16 protein-coding genes and 1 pseudogene are annotated in these 17,872 nt (G+C 73.9%); 11 read left to right on the plus strand and 6 right to left on the minus strand.

The window, feature by feature from the left end; all coding sequences use genetic code 11:
- Window positions 1-68: 68 nt before the first annotated feature.
- From ACFWEG_RS03025 to ACFWEG_RS03035, 3 genes are all read right to left on the minus strand, one after another.
- Window positions 69-1,331, minus strand: a complete 1,263-nt coding sequence (locus ACFWEG_RS03025) for a TolB family protein (RefSeq protein ID WP_387208523.1) — start codon at window positions 1,329-1,331, stop codon at window positions 69-71.
- A 136-nt stretch (window positions 1,332-1,467) separates the two neighbouring features.
- On the minus strand, window positions 1,468-4,071 hold the full coding sequence (gene rph, locus ACFWEG_RS03030; RefSeq protein WP_387208525.1) for a rifamycin-inactivating phosphotransferase: 2,604 nt from the start codon (window positions 4,069-4,071) through the stop codon (window positions 1,468-1,470).
- A 214-nt stretch (window positions 4,072-4,285) separates the two neighbouring features.
- The gene (locus tag ACFWEG_RS03035; RefSeq protein WP_387208527.1) at window positions 4,286-4,990 is read right to left on the minus strand and encodes an acetate uptake transporter family protein; all 705 of its coding nucleotides are present in this window, start codon (window positions 4,988-4,990) and stop codon (window positions 4,286-4,288) included.
- A gap of 429 nt (window positions 4,991-5,419) precedes the next feature.
- On the opposite strand from ACFWEG_RS03035, the gene ACFWEG_RS03040 reads away from it, so the two are divergent.
- From ACFWEG_RS03040 to ACFWEG_RS03060, 5 genes are all read left to right on the plus strand, one after another.
- The gene (locus tag ACFWEG_RS03040; RefSeq protein WP_387208529.1) at window positions 5,420-5,959 is read left to right on the plus strand and encodes a TetR/AcrR family transcriptional regulator; all 540 of its coding nucleotides are present in this window, start codon (window positions 5,420-5,422) and stop codon (window positions 5,957-5,959) included.
- 123 nt (window positions 5,960-6,082) lie between these two features.
- A complete protein-coding gene (locus ACFWEG_RS03045; RefSeq protein WP_387208531.1) occupies window positions 6,083-6,910 on the plus strand; it encodes an oxidoreductase in 828 nt (275 codons plus the stop codon).
- Between the two features lie 147 nt (window positions 6,911-7,057).
- Window positions 7,058-7,993 carry a TauD/TfdA dioxygenase family protein gene (locus ACFWEG_RS03050; protein ID WP_387208533.1) on the plus strand — a complete coding sequence of 312 codons (936 nt, stop codon included), beginning with the start codon at window positions 7,058-7,060 and terminating at the stop codon, window positions 7,991-7,993.
- Window positions 7,990-9,270, plus strand: coding sequence for an MFS transporter (locus tag ACFWEG_RS03055; RefSeq protein ID WP_387208535.1), 1,281 nt, complete (start codon window positions 7,990-7,992; stop codon window positions 9,268-9,270). Before ACFWEG_RS03050 ends, ACFWEG_RS03055 begins: the two co-directional genes overlap by 4 nt.
- Before the next feature lie 503 nt (window positions 9,271-9,773).
- Window positions 9,774-11,483, plus strand: coding sequence for an aldehyde dehydrogenase family protein (locus ACFWEG_RS03060; protein WP_387208537.1), 1,710 nt, complete (start codon window positions 9,774-9,776; stop codon window positions 11,481-11,483).
- 26 nt (window positions 11,484-11,509) lie between these two features.
- Here the strand turns inward: ACFWEG_RS03060 and ACFWEG_RS03065 are convergent.
- A pseudogene (locus tag ACFWEG_RS03065) lies at window positions 11,510-11,960 on the minus strand (ATP-binding protein).
- 143 nt (window positions 11,961-12,103) lie between these two features.
- Between ACFWEG_RS03065 and ACFWEG_RS03070 the strand changes: the two are divergent.
- Complete coding sequence (locus tag ACFWEG_RS03070) at window positions 12,104-12,949, plus strand: helix-turn-helix domain-containing protein (protein ID WP_387208539.1); 846 nt, start codon at window positions 12,104-12,106, stop codon at window positions 12,947-12,949.
- Entirely contained in the window at window positions 12,946-13,185 is a 240-nt protein-coding gene (locus ACFWEG_RS03075; protein WP_387208541.1) for a DUF397 domain-containing protein, read from the plus strand. Before ACFWEG_RS03070 ends, ACFWEG_RS03075 begins: the two co-directional genes overlap by 4 nt.
- 76 nt (window positions 13,186-13,261) lie before the next feature.
- Here the strand turns inward: ACFWEG_RS03075 and ACFWEG_RS03080 are convergent, their stop codons facing one another.
- On the minus strand, window positions 13,262-13,903 hold the full coding sequence (locus ACFWEG_RS03080; RefSeq protein ID WP_387208543.1) for a class I SAM-dependent methyltransferase: 642 nt from the start codon (window positions 13,901-13,903) through the stop codon (window positions 13,262-13,264).
- A 272-nt stretch (window positions 13,904-14,175) separates the two neighbouring features.
- Between ACFWEG_RS03080 and ACFWEG_RS03085 the strand changes: the two genes are divergently transcribed.
- From ACFWEG_RS03085 to ACFWEG_RS03095, 3 genes are all read left to right on the plus strand, one after another.
- Window positions 14,176-15,042 (plus strand): alpha/beta fold hydrolase, encoded by an 867-nt coding sequence (locus ACFWEG_RS03085; RefSeq protein ID WP_387208545.1) that lies wholly within the window; start codon window positions 14,176-14,178, stop codon window positions 15,040-15,042.
- Between the two features lie 92 nt (window positions 15,043-15,134).
- Window positions 15,135-15,737, plus strand: coding sequence for a GPP34 family phosphoprotein (locus ACFWEG_RS03090; RefSeq protein ID WP_387208547.1), 603 nt, complete (start codon window positions 15,135-15,137; stop codon window positions 15,735-15,737).
- Window positions 15,738-15,744: 7 nt separating this feature from the next.
- Entirely contained in the window at window positions 15,745-16,605 is an 861-nt protein-coding gene (locus ACFWEG_RS03095) for an alpha/beta fold hydrolase (protein WP_387208643.1), read from the plus strand.
- Between the two features lie 49 nt (window positions 16,606-16,654).
- On the opposite strand, the gene ACFWEG_RS03100 is transcribed toward ACFWEG_RS03095, so the two are convergent.
- On the minus strand, window positions 16,655-17,521 hold the full coding sequence (locus ACFWEG_RS03100) for a GNAT family N-acetyltransferase (RefSeq protein ID WP_387208549.1): 867 nt from the start codon (window positions 17,519-17,521) through the stop codon (window positions 16,655-16,657).
- Between the two features lie 70 nt (window positions 17,522-17,591).
- Between ACFWEG_RS03100 and ACFWEG_RS03105 the strand changes: the two genes are divergently transcribed.
- Entirely contained in the window at window positions 17,592-17,720 is a 129-nt protein-coding gene (locus ACFWEG_RS03105) for a hypothetical protein (protein WP_387208551.1), read from the plus strand.
- The last annotated feature ends 152 nt before the right edge of the window (window positions 17,721-17,872 follow it).

A 17,872-nucleotide genomic window follows, 5' to 3' on the forward strand; every position in this document is an offset into this window, starting at 1 on the left:
GGGACCACGCGGATGCGCGACCCCGGCACCGAGCCTAGGCGGCCGCCCCGCGGCGGGACGGGCCGGGGTCAGCGCAGGCGGCGGACGAACCCGTCGCCGACTGCATTGGTGTCACCGGTGACGAGGTCGGGCGCGCTGGAGGAGAACCCGAGCACCCGCGCGTTGTCGGCGAACGCGGCGGGCGCCGCGTAGCCCTCGGTCTGCGGACCGCCGCCGAGCGTGCGGCTGACGAGCTGGGTGCGGCCGGTCCTCAGGTTCCGCACGTAGACATTGCTGACGTTCGGGTCCTCCTCGTCGTCCGCGCTGTAGGCGAACAGCCGCCCGTCGCGGCTGAGGAGGCCGGCTCCGACCCCGCCCCGGCCCTCGTGGGTGATCCACTGCGTCTCACCCGTACGGCTGTCGTAGAGGTACTGCTCCCAGGTGTAGTCGGGGGCTTCGGGCACCGTCTCCTCGTCGAAGGAGATGTAGGCGACGAGACTGCCGTCGCCCGAGAGCCGTACGCCGCCGGGCCCGCCGTTGGTGGGCTCCCCCTCGGGCGTGGCGTTCACCAGGCGACGCTCGCCGGTGGCCAGGTCGGCGAGCCACAGTTCGTGCCGTCCGCCCCGGGGGTGCCGGGCGGTGTAGGCGAGATGGCTTCCGTCGGCGCTCAGGGTGACGCTGTCGACGTGCCACTCCGGCGGGAGGGCGTCGTTGATCCGCTTCACCGCTCCGGTGCGGCGGTCGACGACGTAGGCGAAGTCCTCGTTCTTCGCCGTCCCCTCCATCCGCTTCGAGGAGCCGACGAACGCGACGTGGCGGCCGTCCGCGGAGATGTCGAAGGGCGTGCTCGCCCAGACGGTCCCCCCGTCGGGCGCGACGCTCACCCGCTCGGTGCGGCCGGTGGTGCGGTCGTGCACGAATACGTCCCCCGCCACCACCGGCGGCTGCGGGTACGGCGCCAGGTTCCGCGCCCAGGACATGAACGCGACGAACCGGCCGTTCGCACTGATCCGCACGCCCCAGGCGGTGGCGTCGTCCGCCTGCGTCCCGTCCGACGCCACGTTGACCTGCTCGACGGTGCCGGTCTGCGTGTCGCGGACGAACACGTCGTTCTGGCCGTCGGTGTCGCCCGGCACGATGCCGTTCTCGGACGAGGTGAAGGCGACGTACCGGCCGTCGGCGCTCAGCGCGCCGATGCCGGCCCCGTCGTCGAGCTGCTCCCCCGTCGACGAGAACGTGATCCGCTCCGTCACCGGTGCCGGCGCGGGCGCCGCCGTGGCCGGGGCCACCGTCGCCGCGACCGCCGTCCCGGCGAGGACGGCGGCGGATATGCCGCGCATGAGTCCGGACATTGCTGTTCCCCCTTGTCACTGCTTCCCCGGCCGGTTCGCCGGGGCCCCGAGGAGATCCAACGCAGGGCCGACAACGGTGTCAATCGTCGTCAGGGACCACAACCATGGCGGGTGTTCGCGCGTCCGTGAGGGGGCGTCAGGTGAGCAACTCGACGTATCCGTCGGTGCCGTGGACGCGGATGCGCTGCCCGTCGCGGATCAGCCGGGTCGCGTCGGGGAGGCCGACGACCGCGGGGAGGCCGTACTCGCGGGCGATGACCGCGCCGTGGGTCATCAGGCCGCCGACCTCGGTGACAAGGCCGGCGATGCCGAGGAAGAGGGGGGACCAGCTGGGGTCGGTGAAGGTGGTGACGAGGATGTCGCCGGGGGCGAGCTCGGCGTCGGCGAGGTCGAGGACGACGCGGGCGCGGCCCTCGACCGTGCCCGCGGAGACCGGCAGCCCCGGCAGCGCGCCGGCGGGCACGTCGTCGCGGCGGTAGGCCCCGCTGAGGGCCTCGCCGTCGGAGGTGAGGACGCGCGGCGGGGTCAGGCCCTCGTAGGCGCGGAACTCGTCCTTGCGGCGGCGGACGAGGCGGGGGTCGAGGGAGCGGGTGGCGACGGCGGTGCGGAGCTCGTCGAAGGTGAGGTGGAACGCGTCCTCGACGTCGGCCAACACCCCTTCCTGCACCAGGCGTTCGGCCTCGGCGAGCAGGGCGCGCTTGTAGACGGCGAGACGGCCGACGATCCCGTACTTGGGGTACTCGCGGTAGCCGATGAACGTGACGACGCGGTCGATCATCCGCTTCGTCTCGTCGGCCTTGGCGTCGCCGTCGGGCAACTCCCGCAGGCCGGACAGGACTTCGCGCTCCTTCGCGGTCGCCCTGCGCCGTCCCTCCTCGAACCGCCGCGCCGCCGCGCCCGGTTCGAAGTTGCGGACGTTGTCCAGGAGCGCCGGGACCAGGGCGGTGGGGCGCTCGCTCCAGCGCGGTCGGGTGAGGTCGATCTCGGCGACGCAGCGCCTGCCGTAGCGGTCGAGGTACGCGGCGAGCGCGTCGCGGGCCTCGGGGCCGCCGTCGAGATCGGCCAGGCCGTCGAGGAGGGTCCGGTCGTCCCGCGCGTCCCGCAGGTAGGCGATCACCTGGGGGTGCGGGCGGACGACGTCGGCGAGGTCGAGCAGGTCCAGGCCCATCTGCGAGGTGATGTTGCCCGGGGCGGAGAGGGTGAGCGTGTCGGCGGCGTTGCGCTCGCCGAGCCACTCCTCCAGGTGCTCGTTGAGCCACTGGGTGGCGTCCATTCCCGCCATGATCGCCTGGTGGTTGCGGGGGTCCGTGAGCAGGCGCTTCTGCTCGGCGAGGGCGTCGAGGAGGAAGTCGAAGAGGGCCGGGCCGGACCGGGTGGCGATGTCGCGTTCCAGGGCGGCGAGGGAGGCCTCGTCGCGGGCGATGAGCTCGGCGACGACGGCGGGGTCGGTGGGGAGCGGGGGCGGGGGCGGGGCGGAGGCGGGTCCGGGCGGCGGGCCGGCGGGGGCGGCCGGCTCCGGAAGGGGGAAGTCCGCGCGGGCCAGCACCGTCTCCAGGGCGTCCCGCAGCAGCGGGTCGCCCTGGCCGAGGACCGCGAGCAGGCCGTCGCGGGTCGCCGGATTCGCGAGGCGCGGGGTGACGTCGACGAACAGCCGGCCGCCCGCCGCGTGCATCTCCACCATGGCGAGGAGCTGCCACACGGAGCGGCCGAGCGGCTTCATCGGGTCGGTCATCATCTGGCCGTGGCCGACCGAGACGTAGACGCGGTTGCCGTCGTCGGGGGCGTCGGGGATCGGGAACAGGGTCGTGATCGGGCGGCTCTGGACGAGGTGGAAGCCGTCGTCCGTCAGGCACCACTCGATGTCCTGCGGACGGCCGAAGTGGGCCTCGACTCGGCGGCCGATGTGTGCGAGCTCGACGGCCTGGGCGTCCGTCAGGGCGGGGCGTCGCTGTGTGTCGGCGTCGAGGGCGACCTGCCGGGTGCCGCCGCCGGGGCGCGCGTGCAGGGCGCGGTCCTTCGCCGCGATCGTCCGGGTGACGACCGTGTCGTCCCGGACGGTGAACACGTCCGGGTTGATCTGACCGGAGACGAGCGCCTCGCCGAGGCCGAAGGCGGCGTCGACGGTCGAGACGGTGCGGTTGCCGGTGACGGGGTCGGCGGTGAAGAGGATGCCGGAGGCGTGGGGGGTGAGCATGCGCTGGACGACCACGGCCATGTGGACCGTGCGGTGGTCGATCCCGTTGTGCCGGCGGTAGGCGACCGCGCGGTCGGTGAACAGGGAGGCCCAGCAGCGGGAGATGTGCTTCAGAACCGCCTCGGCGCCGATGACGTTGAGGTACGTGTCCTGCTGGCCGGCGAAGGAGGCGGTGGGGAGGTCCTCGGCGGTGGCGCTGGAGCGGACGGCGTACGCGGTGCCGGTCGGGTCCGCCGCGAGGGCGGTGGTGACGGCCGTCGCCACGTCCGCGGGAAGGGGGATGTGTGCGACGAGGTCCCGGATGCGGGCGGCGGTGGCGCAAAGCTCGTCCGGGTCGCTCGCGTGCGCGAGGGTGTCCAGCCCGGTGGTCACGTCGGGCGCGGTGGCGAGCGTGCGCCGGAACGCGGCCGTCGTGACGGCGAAGCCGTCGGGTACGCGGACGCGGTCGAGGTGCGCGAGCTCGCCGAGGTTCGCGGCCTTGCCGCCGACCTCTGCGACGTCCGTCGCGTCGGTGTCGTGGAGGGCACGGATGTAGGGGGTGGTCATGCGGCCTCGTTCTCGCAGGTGGGGCGGGGTGCGCGGATGATTGTCCGCGCTGAGGGGGGCCTTGCGGCAAGGCCCCCCGTGCGCTATAGCTTGAGCACGGCGGGAAGTCGCGGGCCTCAGGGCCGCGAGGCCCGGGTTCCACCCGTGCGGCCCCGCGATCCCCGGGGTTCGCCGCACCGTGCGCTCCCCCTCGCCGCGCGGCGGGGTCCCCCTCTCACAACTGGTGCCGCACCCCCGCCTCCTGCTGCGCGGACGTCAGCTGCTCCCGCAGGTCCCCCTCGATCGACTTCCGCGCCGCCCCGCGGCGGAACAGGGGCAGGACGGTGCGTTGCTTGCCGTCCTCGACGAGGAGGGCGAGCCCCGCGTACAGCGCGTACGCGCCGATGACCAGCCCCGTCCACCCCGCGGCCGCCTGGAACGCGGTGCCGAGGCCGGCCTCGTAGAGGCCGGTGAGGCCGAAGCGGACCGCGGCGAGGGTGAGGAGGACGGCGAAGAGGGGTTTGGTCTGGGCGGACGCCGCGGCGAGGGCGAGGACGAAGGGGACGAGGACGAGGAGGAACACGGCCTGCGCGGTGACGGGTTCGCCGGGCGCGGAGTCGAGGGAGGTGACGCTCGTGCCGGCCCAGGTCGCGCTCAGCAGGAGCAGCGCGGTGCCGGCGCCCGCGTCGCGCGCGGCGAACGCGAAGAGCCCGGCGATGAGTTGGAGCGGGACGACGAAGATCAGCACGAGGATGAGCAGCACCTCGCTCTGATCGAGCGGCACCCATTCCAGCTGCAGCGTCGACAGCACCGCGCTGCCGATCCCGAGCGCGAAGAACCCGAGCGGGAGCGGGCTGGCGATGGGCCGCAGGACGATACGGGTGACCGCCTCGGTCGTCAGCGGGTCGGTGGGACGGGTGGCGGAGGGTTCGTGGGACACGAGGGGCAGCGTACGTGCGCCGGACGCGGTCGCGGCGGGCGGCTTACCGGTCGGTGTCCAGGCCGAGAAGGGCGTTCTCCACCCCCTCGGTGAGGGCGGGGTGGATCCACAGGGGGCGTTCGGCGAGCTCGCGGGCGGTCAGGCCGGTGGCGAGGGACGAGGGGCTGGATCAGGGTGGCGGCCTGGGGGGCCGAGGATGATGCGTAACGCCGGGCCCGCTGCCGGCGCGGCTCGGCGAGGCACTGCACGGCCTCGTCGTACGACATGGTGTCGGCGCATGCGGGGGACATCAGCCCGGTGTGCGAGGTATGCGGGGGAGGGTGTCGGTACGGCCCCGACGCGGGCGGGGCGCGTGAGACGTGCGGGTCGACGTATGGTCGGCGTATGACCGAAGGGCGCAGGGGGCCGGGACGGCCGCGGCAGGAGCACATGACGCAGGCGGTGCTGGACGCGGTGGTGGAGCTGGTGGCCGAGCGCGGGATGGCCGCGCTGACGATGGACGCGGTGGCGGTCCGCGCCGGAGTCAGCAAGCCGGCGATGTACCGCCGTTGGCCGACGAAGCAGCGGCTCATCATCGCTGCGGCGGAGTCGCGGATCGGCCCGCTGCGCATCCCGGACCTGGGGGACTTCCGCGCGGAGCTGCGGATGGTGCTGACCGCGCGGATGGAGGCCTACCGGCAGCCCGGCATCGACCGCCTCCTCGCCGGCGTGCTGGGCGCGACGACCGAACAGGGCTCCGTACGCGCGGAGTTCGGGGACTACGCGGCCCGCGTCACCAGCGAGACGCGCCGCGTCCTGGAGCGCGGTGTGACCCGCGGCGACGTCCGCCCGGACGCGGACCTCGCCGCCGCGACCACCCTCGTCGCCTCGTCGCTCGTCTTCCGCATGGTCGCCGAGCAGCAGCAGCCCGACGAGGCCCTGGTGGAGGCCGTGGTGGATCTCGTCGGCCGCGGCGTGGCGGCGGACTGACGCCCTGGGCCGCACGTCGTGGGCCGGCCCATGTGCCCCTCGCGGAAACGCACTTGACCTGGAGAGCGCTCCAAGACCTACCGTCGGGCCGTTGACCGCAGGGCGATCGAACGGTGGAAGAGCATGAGTGTCTGGTTTGTCACGGGTGCCTCGCGCGGGCTCGGCGCGGAGATCACGCGGGCGGCGCTGGAGCGGGGCCACCGGGTGGTCGCGACGGCGAGGGACGCGGACGCGGTGCTCCGCGCGTACCCGGAGCGGCCCGACGGGCTGCTCGCGGTCGGCGCGGACGTGACGGAGCCGGGGCAGCTCGCGGCCGCGGTGGAGGCGGGCCTGGCGGAGTTCGGCCGGATCGACGTCGTCGTGAACAACGCCGGGTACGGCCTGGTGGGCGCGGTCGAGGAGGTCTCGGACGAGGCCGCCCGCGCGCTGTTCGACGTCAACGTGTTCGGCGTGCTCAACGTGCTGCGGGCGACCCTGCCGACGCTGCGCGCGCAGCGCTCCGGGCACGTGGTGAACATCGGCTCGGTGGGCGGCTTCGCCACCGCCCCGGGCGTCGGCCTGTACGGCGCGTCGAAGTTCGCCCTGGAGGGCGTCTCCGAGGCGCTGCACGCGGAACTCGCCCCGCTGGGTGTGCGCGTGACGATCGTGGAGCCGGGCGGCTTCCGTACCGACTTCCTCAGCGGCAGCAGCATCAAGGTGGAGCCGGCCGCGATCGCGGACTACGCCGCCGGCGCGGGCCCGGTCCGCGCGGCCCTGGCCGGGAACGACGGCCGCCAGCCCGGCGATCCGGCGAAGGCGGCGGCCGCCGTCGTGGACCTCGCCGAGAGCGCCGACCCGCCGCTGCGGCTGCAGCTGGGCGCGGACGCCGTCGAGCGGGTGGAGGCCAAGCTGGACCTGGTGCGGCGCGAACTCGACACGTGGCGGGACGTGGCGCTCTCGACCGCACTCTGACCGCGGGTCCACCGCCACCGAAGCGCGTTCCCGCGGGAGGTCCCCCGCCCCTCGCGGGAAATCGACACCGCCAGACCCCTTGCCCTCGGCGTGCCGCAATATCAATACTGCCGGTTACGTAATCCGCGCACCGCCGGGAGGACCCGTATGAACGACGTCGCAACGGCCCCGATCGCCGATCCGAAGCCCGTCCTGGACAAGCCCCTGATGCACTACGGCCGGCGCACGCTGGACCGGCTGGCGCCGGGGGCGCGGGAGACCGCGTACCGGCGGTTCGGCGTCGACCCGCTGACACCGCACTTCGGCGCGGTGCTCACCGGGATCGACCTGACCGCGGGGATCGACGACGAGCTCGCCGAGGAGCTGCGGGCGGCCCTCCTGGAGTGGAAGGTGGTCTTCTTCCGCGGCCAGACGGGCTTCACCGCCGACCACCAGCTGGCGCTCTCGGGGGTGTGGGGACCCCCCGAGCCCAACCCGTTCTTCGCGCAGACCGGCACGCCGGGCATCTCCCGGCTGGCGAAGGACGCGAAGGCGGCGGGGAACAAGAACATCTGGCACAGCGACCACTCGTTCATGGCGAACCCCTCGCTCGGCGCGGTGCTCCGCGCGGTCGAGGTGCCCGCCGCGGGCGGGGACACCCTGTGGGCCGACATGGGCGCGGCCTACGACAACCTGCCCGAGGAGCTGAAGCAGCGCATCGAGGGGCTGAGCGCCGTCCACGACTGGGAGGCCAGCTGGGGCGCGCTGATGAACGACGAGCAGAAGGCGGCGTTCCGCCAGACGTGGCCGCAGGTCGAGCACCCGGTGGTGGTGCGCCATCCCCGCAGCGGACGGCGCACGCTGTACGTGAACGAGCCGTTCACCCGGTACATCAAGGGGCTCTCGGAGGCGGAGAACCGCGAGCTGCTCGACATCCTGGTGCTCCAGGCCCGCATCCCCGAGTTCCAGATCCGCTTCCGCTGGGAGCCGGACTCGGTGGCGATCTGGGACAACATCGCGGTCCAGCACTACGCGGTGAACGACTACTTCCCGCAGCGCAGGGTGATGGAGCGGGTCGCCATCGCCGGGGTCCCGCTGTCGTGACCGCCGCGCAGGCCCCGGCCGTCGGGGCGGACAGCGAGGAGCGCGGCACGAGCCGGCGCGCCTGGACGGTGACGGCGCTGCTCGTCGTCTTCATGATGGTCAACTTCGCGGACAAGTCGGTGCTCGGTCTCGCGGCCGACGAGATCCGCGCCGACCTCGGCCTGAGCGCCACCCAGTTCGGCCTCGCGAACAGCGCGTTCTTCCTGCTGTTCTCGGTCGCCGGGATCGCCGTCGGCCTCGCCGCGGACCGGGTCTCGCCGAAGGTGCTCATCCTGGTGATGGCCCTGATGTGGTCGGTGGCGCAGGTCCCCGCCGCGATCGGGGGCGGACTCGCGGTGCTCGTCGCCTCGCGGGTGCTCCTCGGCGCGGCGGAGGGCCCGGCGTTCCCCGTCGCGCAGGCCGCGACGCTGTCGTGGTTCCCGGACCACAGGCGCAACCTGCCGGGCGCCCTGGTCACCGTCGGGATCACGCTCGGGGTGATCGTCTCCGCGCCCACCCTGACCTGGGTGATCCAGGAGCACGGCTGGCGCACGGCGCTGTGGGTGCTGGTCGTGGTCGGCGTGGTGTGGGCGGCCGCGTGGGCGGTGCTCGGCGCGGACAGTCCGCGGTCGGTCGCGGCGCGCGCGGGCGGGGAGGCGGCGTCGGACGTCCCCTACCGGCGGATCTTCGCGAGCCGCACCTGGATCGGCACCACGCTGGCGTACTTCACCAGCTACTGGACGGTCGCGCTGATGCTCGTCTGGCTGCCGTCGTACCTGCGCAACGCGCTCGACTACCCGGCGCACACGGCCGGTGTGCTGCTCGTGCTGCCGTGGGCGGTCGGGGCGGTGGTCCTCTTCGGCCAGGCGTGGCTGACCGGGCGGCTGCTGCGGCGCGGCAAGGGCGGCCGGATCGCCCGGGGCCGGGTCGGGGCGGGGATGCTCGCGATCGGCGCGCTCTGCCTGCTGCTCACCCCGCTGGTCGACGCCCGCGGCCCGCACACCGCGCTCATCGCACTGGGCTTCGGCTTCGGCGGCGCGTACGCGACCGTCGCGGCGACGACCGTCAACGAGCTTGCCCCGCCCGGGCGTTCGGGCGGTGCGCTCGGCCTGATGAACGCACTGGTGACGGTGGCCGGCCTGCTCGCCCCGGCGATCGTCGGCGCGATGGTCGACGCGCAGGGCGACGGCGGGTACCGAACGGCAGTCGTGCTGTCGGGCGTGCTGATCGCGGTCGGGGCGGTCATCGCGTACACGATGATCGACCCGGAACGGGACCGGCTGCGGCTCGCCGGCTGACGCGGCGCCGCGGGTCGGGGCGCGGGAACTCCGACCGCCCGACTGCGGCGCGCTCCGGCCGCACGACTGCGGGTGCGCTCGGGCCGCCCCGCGGGGGTGCGCTCCGACCGCCCGACTGCGGGCGGGTTCAGGCCGTGCGGCGGGGGCGCGCTCCGGACCACCGACTGCGGGCACGCTCCGACCGCCCGACTGCGGGGACGCTCCGACCGCCCGGCTGTGGACGGGCTCCGGACGACCGGCTGCGGGCGCGCTCCGGCCGCCCGGCTGCGGGCGCGCTCCGGCCGCCCGGCTGCGGGCGCGCTCCGGCCGCCCGGCTGCGGGCGCGCTCCGGGTGGTCGGGGGTCGCCCCGCCGGGCATCCCCGGCCGCCGGCCGGCGGAGGCGGCCGAACGGGCCCGGAGCAGTCCGCGGCGAGCGGCCTAAAGCGGCCTCCGGCCGACCGGCCCCCTCCGCGCGCCGGCCGCTCTACTCTTCAACACCCCTCGAACGAACAGGAGTCACCCCGTGAGCGCTCCCCTCGCCACCGACACCACCTCCCTCGACCTGGCCGTCAGCGAGCTGCGGGAGCACGCCGCGGTCTGGACGGCGACGCCGTTGCCGGAGCGGATCGCGCTCCTGGAGCGGATGCTGCCGCGGATCGCTTCGGGGGCCGCGGCGACGGTCGCCGACGCGGCGCGGGCGAAGGGGTACGCGGCGGACTCCGCCTGGGCCGCCGAGGACTGGATCGCGGCCCCGTGGGCGCTCGCCCAGACGACCAACGCCTACCTGCACACCCTGCGCCGGATCGCGGCGGGGCGAACTCCCGTTCCGGAAACGGCCGTGCACGACCGCGGCGGCCGCACGGTCGTCGACGTCTTCCCCGCGGCCCCCGCCGACCGGCTGCTGCTCAACGGCTTCACCGCCGAGGTGTGGACCCGGCCGGGCACCGGTCGGGAGGAGGTCCTCGCCCGCGCGGCCGGCGAGTACCGGGGCCGGCCGGGGGCCAGCGCGGTCGGTCTGGTGCTCGGCGCGGGCAACGTCGCCGCCATCACCCCACTGGACATCCTGCACAAGCTGTACGCGGACGGGGAGGTGGTGCTCGCGAAGATGAACCCCGTCAACGCCTACCTGCGGCCCCACTTCGAGGCCGTCTTCGCCGAGTTCGTCGAGCGCGGGTTCGTCCGGTTCGTCGACGGGGGCGCGGCGGAGGGGGCGTACCTCACCCGGCACGAGGGGATCGACACCATCCACGTCACCGGCAGCGACCGCACGCACGACGCGATCGTGTGGGGCGCGGACGAGCGGGCGGAGGAGCGCAGGGCCGCCGACACCCCGGTCAACGACAAGCCGTTCACCAGCGAGTTGGGCGGGGTCAGCCCCTGCATCGTCACCCCGGGCCCCTGGAGCGCGGCGGACTTCCGGTTCCAGGCCGAGCACATCGTGACGAGCAAGCTCAACAACGCGGGGCACAACTGCGTCGCCACCCAGGTGCTGCTGGTGCCCCGGCACTGGGCGGGGACGGAGCGGCTGCTCGCCGAGATCCGGCGCGTGCTCGCCGAACTCCCCGCGCGCGAGGCGTACTACCCGGGCGCGGCCGACCGGATCGCCGCGGCGACGCGTCCCGAGACCTCGGAGACGTTCGGCGACGACAGCTGCCGGGTGCTCGTCCCCGAGATCAGCGACCCGGACGATCCCATGCTCCGCACGGAGGTCTTCGCCGGCGCGCTCGGGGTGCTGCGGCTGCCGGGCGAGGACCCGGCGCAGTTCCTGCGCGCGGCGGTCGAGTTCGCGAACGACAGGCTCCCCGGCACGCTCGGCGCGACCCTCCTCGTCGACCCGCGCACCGCCCGTACCCACCGGGCCGCGGTCGACGAGGCGATCGCCTCGCTGCGCTACGGCACCCTCGGCGTCAACTGCTGGTCCGCGTTCGGCTTCCTGCTGGGCACCACCCCCTGGGGTGCGTTCCCCGGCCACACCCGCCAGGACATCGGCAGCGGCACCGGCTTCGTGCACAACGCGTTCCTCCTGGAGGACGTCGAGAAGACCGTGCTCCGCGCGCCCTTCGCCCCCGCCCCCCGCGGCCTCCTCACCGGCGCCCCCTCCCTGTCCCCCCGCCCCCCGTACTTCGTCACCAACCGCACCGGCCTCACCACGATGCGGCGGCTGACGGCGTTCGCGGCGGACGGCAAGGCCTGGCGCCTGCCGGGGATCTTCGCGTCGGCGCTGCGGGGGTGAGGTGGTGCCGGCCCCCTTCGCGCGTCTCAGCGCAGTTCCAGTTCCGCGACGACCGTCTTGCCGACGGGGCCGCGGTCCTCGACGTGCCAGCGGTCGGCGAGCGCGTCGACGAGGAGGAGGCCGCGGCCGGTCTCCGCGAGGGCGGGGCGCGGGGTGGTGCGGGTGGCGTTCGCCGCGGGGGTCGGAGACGGCGATGCGCAGGGTGCGGTCGCGGAGGGTGAGTCCGAGCTCGAAGTCCCGGCCGGAGACCCGGCCGTGCGTCACCGCGTTCGCCGCGAGCTCGGCGACCAGCAGCGTGGCCGTGTCCGACGGCTCGCCGCCGTACGGCACGCCCCAGGCGTCGAGTTGGTGCGTGGCGAGGCGGCGGGCCAGGCGGGCTCCCCGCGGAGTCGCGCTGAAGCGCTGGGTGAACACACGTACGGTGACGGGGCGCGGCGCGGGGGGGGGTGCGGCGGAAGGGGTCCTGGGGTTGCTCATGCGCCCAACCTGCCGTCGTCGCGGCCCTGTTCACCAGGCTGACACCGCGTACGCTCCGTGAGCGTACGCGCACGCGTGGTGGACAGTACGCGTCACCGTGCGTGACCCTTGTCCCGTCGTGCTACGGGTCCGGGGAGGCAGCGGTGGGCTACGAGGATGTGGAGACCGGCGCGGGGGCGGGCGAACCGGGGGCCTCCGACAGTCTGCGGACGTTCGGGGCGGTCGTCCAGGCGTTGCGCGAGCACGCGGGGCTGAGCCGCGAGGAGTTCGGCGATCTCGTGCGGTTCTCGAAGCACACGGTCGCGTCCGTCGAGCAGGGGCGGCGGATGCCGGACGCGGAGTTCGTCGCGCGGGCGGAGGCGGCGCTCGGCGAGACGGGAGCGCTGAGGCGGGCCGCGCCGCATCTCACTCGCCAGGCGGGCCTGGCGAGTTGGTTCCGCCAGTGGGCGCGGCTGGAGACCACGGCGGACACGTTGTGGACGTACGAGTGTCGCGTGATTCCCGGCCTGCTCCAGACAGAGCGGTACGCGCGGGCCGTGACCATGAGCGTGCCGCCCGTGAAGGATGAGCAGCAGGTGTCCGAGCAGGTCGCAGCTCGCCTGGAACGTCAGCAACTGTTCGAGCGCAGGCCCCCGATCGCGTTCAGCTTCATCATCGAGCAGGCACTCGTCGAGCGGGGAACGGGTGGACCCGAGGTCACTGGTGAGTTGATCGACAACCTCCTCGAGCGGTCGACGCAGTTCAACGTCGAGTTGCAGATCATGCCGAGACATCAGCCCGAACACTCCGGTTTCGACGGTCCCTTGATGCTCCTGGAGTCGCCCGACAACAGGTGGTTCGGTTACGCGGAGGGACAGCGCGGTGGGATTCTGATCTCGGAGCCGAAGGAGGTCAGCATCACGCTGCAGCGATATGCCAAACTGCGCTCGCAGGCTCTCACTCCCGAGGACTCCCGGGGCCTGCTGAAGCAACTGCGAGGAGCGCGATGAGCAGCATCGACAAACGGTTCTGGTTCAAGAGCAGCTACAGCGGTTCCGATGGAGACGCCTGCCTGGAGGTCTGGTTCCAGAGCAGCTACAGCGGCTCTGAGGGAGACTCCTGCGTGGAGGTCGCGAAAGGTCCTCGCGCCGTCCACGTCCGTGACTCCAAGGACGCCCGTAGCCCCGAACTCGCCCTCTCCCCCACCGCCTGGGCGGAGTTCGTCACGTACGCCGCCCGGAACTGACCACCCGTCACCGCCCGCGCGCCGTCGCGCGACGACCCGTCGCCGCCTGAGGTGATCCCCGCCCGTCCGACCCGCCTCACACCTTCCGCACGAGGAGGTGGACCGCGGGGAACGGGCGCTGGTCCGTCGGCTGCGGGGCGCGGATCGTGCGGGCGACCTCGGCGAGGCCGTGGTCGCCGAGCAGCCCGGCGAGGTGGTCGGGCGACCAGCGGTAGGCCGGGGCGACGGCGTGGTCGAAGACCTGCGGCGGGTCGCAACCGTCGTCGGTCGCGGAGAAGCCGAGCAGGAGATGCCCGCCGGAGGCGAGGATGCGGGCGAACTCGGCCAGAACGGGCGGGAGTTCGGCGGGCGGCGTGTGGATGACGGACCAGCGCGAGAGGATGCCGGCGAGGGTCGCGTCCGGGATCTCCAGCCGGGCCATGTCGCCGATCTCGAAGCGAAGTCGCGGATAGGCCTCGCGGGCCAGGGCGATCATCGCGGGTGACGCGTCGATCCCGAACACGTCCAGCCCCGACTCCGCGAGGTACGCGGTGACGTGTCCGGGGCCGCACCCCAGGTCCGCGACCACTCCCCCGCCGCCGACGTACTCGGCGAACACCTGCAGCACCGCCCGGTCCAACGGCTTCTCGCGGTGCGCCTCCCGGAACATCTCCGCGTACACGGACGCGGCGGCGTCGTAACCGTCCCGAGTGACTCCCAGCGCATCCCGTCCCACCATGCCCGGCATCGTACGCGCCCCCGCCCACACAACTCCGCCGGGGACCCACGCCCGGCCGGGCCCGCGCCCCGGCGCGCGTGAGGCCGCTCGCGTCGCCGCCATCGCCCGCCCGGACGGCTGCGGTGACCTGGGCAGGGGCGGCGGCCGCAAAGGCGGTACCGACGGGGCGAATCGGTTGGCGTGCCATGACTAACCCTCTATTAGCACCTTGACAGGTTAGATATCTCCGCCATGATGGAGGCAACCACCAAAACTCTGGTTAGGGGTTAGAGATGACCGTTCACCACCGCTACGCCACCGTGCAGGGGCACGAGCTCTTCTACCGGGAGGCCGGGCCGGCCGACGGGCCCGTGATCGTGTTGCTGCACGGCTTCCCGACCAGCTCGTTCATGTTCCGGGAGCTGATCCCGCGGCTCGCGGACCGGTACCGGGTGATCGCACCGGACCACCTCGGGTTCGGGCTGTCCGCCACCCCGGACGCGCGGGCGTTCACGTACACCTTCGACGCGCTCGCGGAGCTGACCCGCGGCCTGCTCGCGCAGCTCGGCGTCGAGCGGTACGCGATCTACGTGCAGGACTACGGCGCACCCGTCGGCTGGCGGCTCGCACTCGCGGACCCGGGCGCGCTGACGGCGATCATCACGCAGAGCGGGAACGGGTACGACGCCGGCTTCGTCCGGGACTTCTGGGCGCCGATCGAGGCGTACCAGGCCGACCCGACGCCCGAACGAGAGGCGGCGATACGGGAGTTCCTCACCCTGGAGGGCTTCCGCTGGCAGTACGTCACCGGCGTCCCCGACCCGAGCGCGGTCAGCCCCGACACCTGGCACCACGACCTCGCGCGCGTCTCCCGGCCGGGGAACGACGAGATCCAGCTCGCGCTGGTCCGCGACTACGCGAACAACTCGCCGCTCTACCCGGCCCTGCACGCCTATCTGCGCGAACACCGCCCTCCGGTGCTCGCCGCCTGGGGCGCGAACGACCCCATCTTCGGCCCGGACGGGGCGCGCGCGTTCGCCAAGGACGTCCCCGACGCCGAGATCCACCTCCTCGACGGCGGCCACTTCCTGCTGGAGAGCCACGGCGAGGAGGTCGCGCGGCTGATCCACGACTTCCTGGACCGGCGGGTCGCGCCGTAGACCCGCGCATCCCGTCCGCCTCTGCCGTACACACCCGCCGCACGCGATACTGGCCGTGACGGCCGTTTCGAGGGGATCGACGGGAGCTGGTCATGAGCACGGCAAAAGAGTTGTTCATCGTCGCGGTGGAGCGCGGGCCGGAGGACGGGGTCGGGCAGGGGGACCTGTCGCTGGCGCTCGCCGGGGCGGAGGTGATCGACCTGCTCGGAGCGGAGGCCGTCGCGCTCGACGGCGACCGGATCGCGCCGCGGGACGCGGGGGCGCCCGGTGAGCGGCTGCTCGGCGAGGCGGCGGGGCAGCTGCGGCGGCAGCCGCCGTACGAGGCGGTGGCGGACTGGCTGTGGCGGCGGGGGCGCGACCTCGCCGGCACGTACCAGTCCGCGCTGGAGGCGGAGGGCGAGCTGGCCCGGGAGCGCGGCGGGCGGCTCTCGTTCGGGCCCGAGCGGGTCGTCGCCGCCGACACGGAGCTGCGGCGGCGGGCCGTGGGGCGGTTCGAGGCGGGCGACGCGGTCCTGACGGCGCTCGCCGCGGCGGTGGGGGTCGGCGAGGAGGAGGACGAGGCGCCGGCGGTCGGGGACGAGTCCGTCACGGCCGTCGTCGCCGCGGTCCACGACGCGGTGATGGAGCTGGAGGCGGTCCGGCAGCGGCGGACCATCGAGAACACCGCGTACGCGAACCTGTGGCGCGGGGTGTGAAGTGGAGCTGTCCCGGGTCGAGTTGAGCGCGGGACCGGTGGACTACCAGGACACCGGCGGGGACGGCCCCGTCGTGGTGTTCTGCCACGGCGTCCCGATGAACGAGCAGGTGTGGCGCAAGGTCGTGCCGCTGATGGCCGGCTACCGGTGTGTGCTGCCGACGCTGCCGCTCGGTGGGCACCGCACCCCGATGCGGCCCGACGCGGACCTCTCGCACCGCGGAGTCGCCGCGCTGGTCGGGGAGTTCGTCGACGAGCTCGGGCTGGAGGACGTCACGCTCGTCCTCAACGACTGGGGCGGCGGGCAGTTCCTGCTGCTCGACCGGTCCGCGGGGGCGAACCGGATCGGCCGGCTGGTCCTCGTCGCATGCGAGGCGTTCGACAACTTCCCGCCGGGGCCGGCGAAGGCGATGGCCGTCGTCGCGCGGATCCCGGGCGGCATGCTCGCCCTGGTCCGCCTCATGCGGCTGCGGGCCGTCCGGCACGCGCGGCGGGGGTACGGGGGCATGAGCCTGCGCGGGATTCCCGACGCGGTCCTCCGCGACTGGTTCGCCCCCGCGGACCGGGATCCCGCGATCCGCCGCGACTTCGCCAAGTTCGCCGTCTCCGCCCCCGGGCGGCGCACCCTGCTGTCCTGGTTCGAACGCCTCCGCACCTTCGACCGCCCGGTCCTGGTCCTCTGGGCAACCGAGGACCCCCTCATGCCCCGCGAACACGGCCCCCGCCTCGCCGCCCTCTACCCCCACGCCCGCCTCGTCGAGATCCCGGACTCCGCCACCCTCGTTCCCGAGGACCAACCGGAGTGCCTGGCGGCGGAGTTGCGCGCATTCCTCACGGAATCGGGTGCGGCCGCAAGGGGCGCGGTGTAGCGGGCGGGCGGCCCGAAGGCGTGCCACCCGCTCGCGGCTTCGGCGCGCATCAACCCTCGCGTCGCAGGTCCGTGTGCTCGGGCAGCGGCCCGAATCCCGCGGAGCGGTAGGTCGCGATGGCGGCGGTGTTCGACATCGGCGTGCGCACGACGGCGCTGGACGCGCCCAGTTCCCGGAGGGCGCGTGCCGCGGCGCGTGCGATTGCCCGGCCGTGGCCGAGCCCGCGCCTGTCCGCGCGGACGCCCAGCGGCTCGATCAGGCCGGGCCGTCCCTCCCCCGCGGACCAGACCGTCGCCGCGGCCACGGGTTCTCCCGCCTCGTCGCGGGCGAGGAGGCAGCGCGCGGTGGCGTATGGGGCGGAATCGGCCATCGCATGCCAGCGGTCGACGGTGAAGGTGGAGCCGGGAAACGCCGAGCGCTGGACGGCGGTGCGCTCGGGGGCCTGCTCAGGACCGACCACGTCGATGCGCACACCCGCATCCGGTACGGATCCGGTGAGTTCGCGGTGCAGCGGCGCCCAGGATTCACCGTCCGACCAGCCGTCGTGCGCGAGCAGGTCGCGGACCAGCGCCCCTGGTGGGGCGGCGACGCACGCCGTCCCCGCCGGCAGCACGCCGCGGCGGGGCGCCGCAGCGTCCCGAGCGATCCGCCGCGCCAGTGCTTCGTCGCGCAGGGCGTGCGGCGCGAACCCCAGGCGCAGCTCGTCCGGCCCGTCCAGCAGGCCGATGGCCATTACTTCTCCCGCACGGCTCCACGTCCGGAGGGCCGCCGCGGTGTGCGGCACACCGAACCGGCAGTACCAGCCGACGTCGCCAGGATGCAGCCGGACGGATGGGGCGTCCGCCAGCCAGTCGGTCAACACCTGCACCATCTCGGGTACTTCTTTGACACCCGGCGTACTCGTCGTGATCGCCATCTCCGGATTGCACACCCGCCGGGAGGGGCACCGCACCCGAATATCCGACCCGCCGAGAGGAACCCGCGCGATGCTGGTCAGTGTGAGGCTCGAACGCCGGATCCGGCACGACTTCCCCGACCCCGGTTCGGCGGACGAGGTCATGCGGATCCTCGACGCCCCCCGCGGTGGGCTACGACGCGCGCGCCTTCGCGAGTGAGCGGGTGCAGGCGGCGGTCGTGCTGTCGGGCAGGGGGAGCGTTCGGGGAGTGCACGAGGCCGTTCGGCTCGCCTCGGCGGACTGGCGCGACCTGCTGGTCGCGGCCGGGCTGGCCGACGCGGACTGGCCAGCCCGGTTGGACGCCGAGCTGG

This window comes from Streptomyces sp. NPDC060194, from assembly GCF_042728285.1.
In the GTDB taxonomy this organism is placed as follows: Bacteria; Actinomycetota; Actinomycetes; order Streptomycetales; family Streptomycetaceae; genus Streptomyces.

What these genes read in the sequence shown, in the direction of transcription:
- ACFWEG_RS03025 (WP_387208523.1), bottom strand. Translation starts at nt 1,331, where the DNA reads ATGTCCGGACTCATGCGCGGCATATCCGCCGCCGTCCTCGCCGGGACG.
- rph (WP_387208525.1), bottom strand. Translation starts at nt 4,071, where the DNA reads ATGACCACCCCCTACATCCGTGCCCTCCACGACACCGACGCGACGGAC.
- ACFWEG_RS03040 (WP_387208529.1), top strand. Translation starts at nt 5,420, where the DNA reads ATGACGCAGGCGGTGCTGGACGCGGTGGTGGAGCTGGTGGCCGAGCGC.
- ACFWEG_RS03045 (WP_387208531.1), top strand. Translation starts at nt 6,083, where the DNA reads ATGAGTGTCTGGTTTGTCACGGGTGCCTCGCGCGGGCTCGGCGCGGAG.
- ACFWEG_RS03050 (WP_387208533.1), top strand. Translation starts at nt 7,058, where the DNA reads ATGAACGACGTCGCAACGGCCCCGATCGCCGATCCGAAGCCCGTCCTG.
- ACFWEG_RS03075 (WP_387208541.1), top strand. Translation starts at nt 12,946, where the DNA reads ATGAGCAGCATCGACAAACGGTTCTGGTTCAAGAGCAGCTACAGCGGT.
- ACFWEG_RS03080 (WP_387208543.1), bottom strand. Translation starts at nt 13,903, where the DNA reads ATGGTGGGACGGGATGCGCTGGGAGTCACTCGGGACGGTTACGACGCC.
- ACFWEG_RS03085 (WP_387208545.1), top strand. Translation starts at nt 14,176, where the DNA reads ATGACCGTTCACCACCGCTACGCCACCGTGCAGGGGCACGAGCTCTTC.
- ACFWEG_RS03090 (WP_387208547.1), top strand. Translation starts at nt 15,135, where the DNA reads ATGAGCACGGCAAAAGAGTTGTTCATCGTCGCGGTGGAGCGCGGGCCG.
- ACFWEG_RS03100 (WP_387208549.1), bottom strand. Translation starts at nt 17,521, where the DNA reads ATGGCGATCACGACGAGTACGCCGGGTGTCAAAGAAGTACCCGAGATG.
- ACFWEG_RS03105 (WP_387208551.1), top strand. Translation starts at nt 17,592, where the DNA reads ATGCTGGTCAGTGTGAGGCTCGAACGCCGGATCCGGCACGACTTCCCC.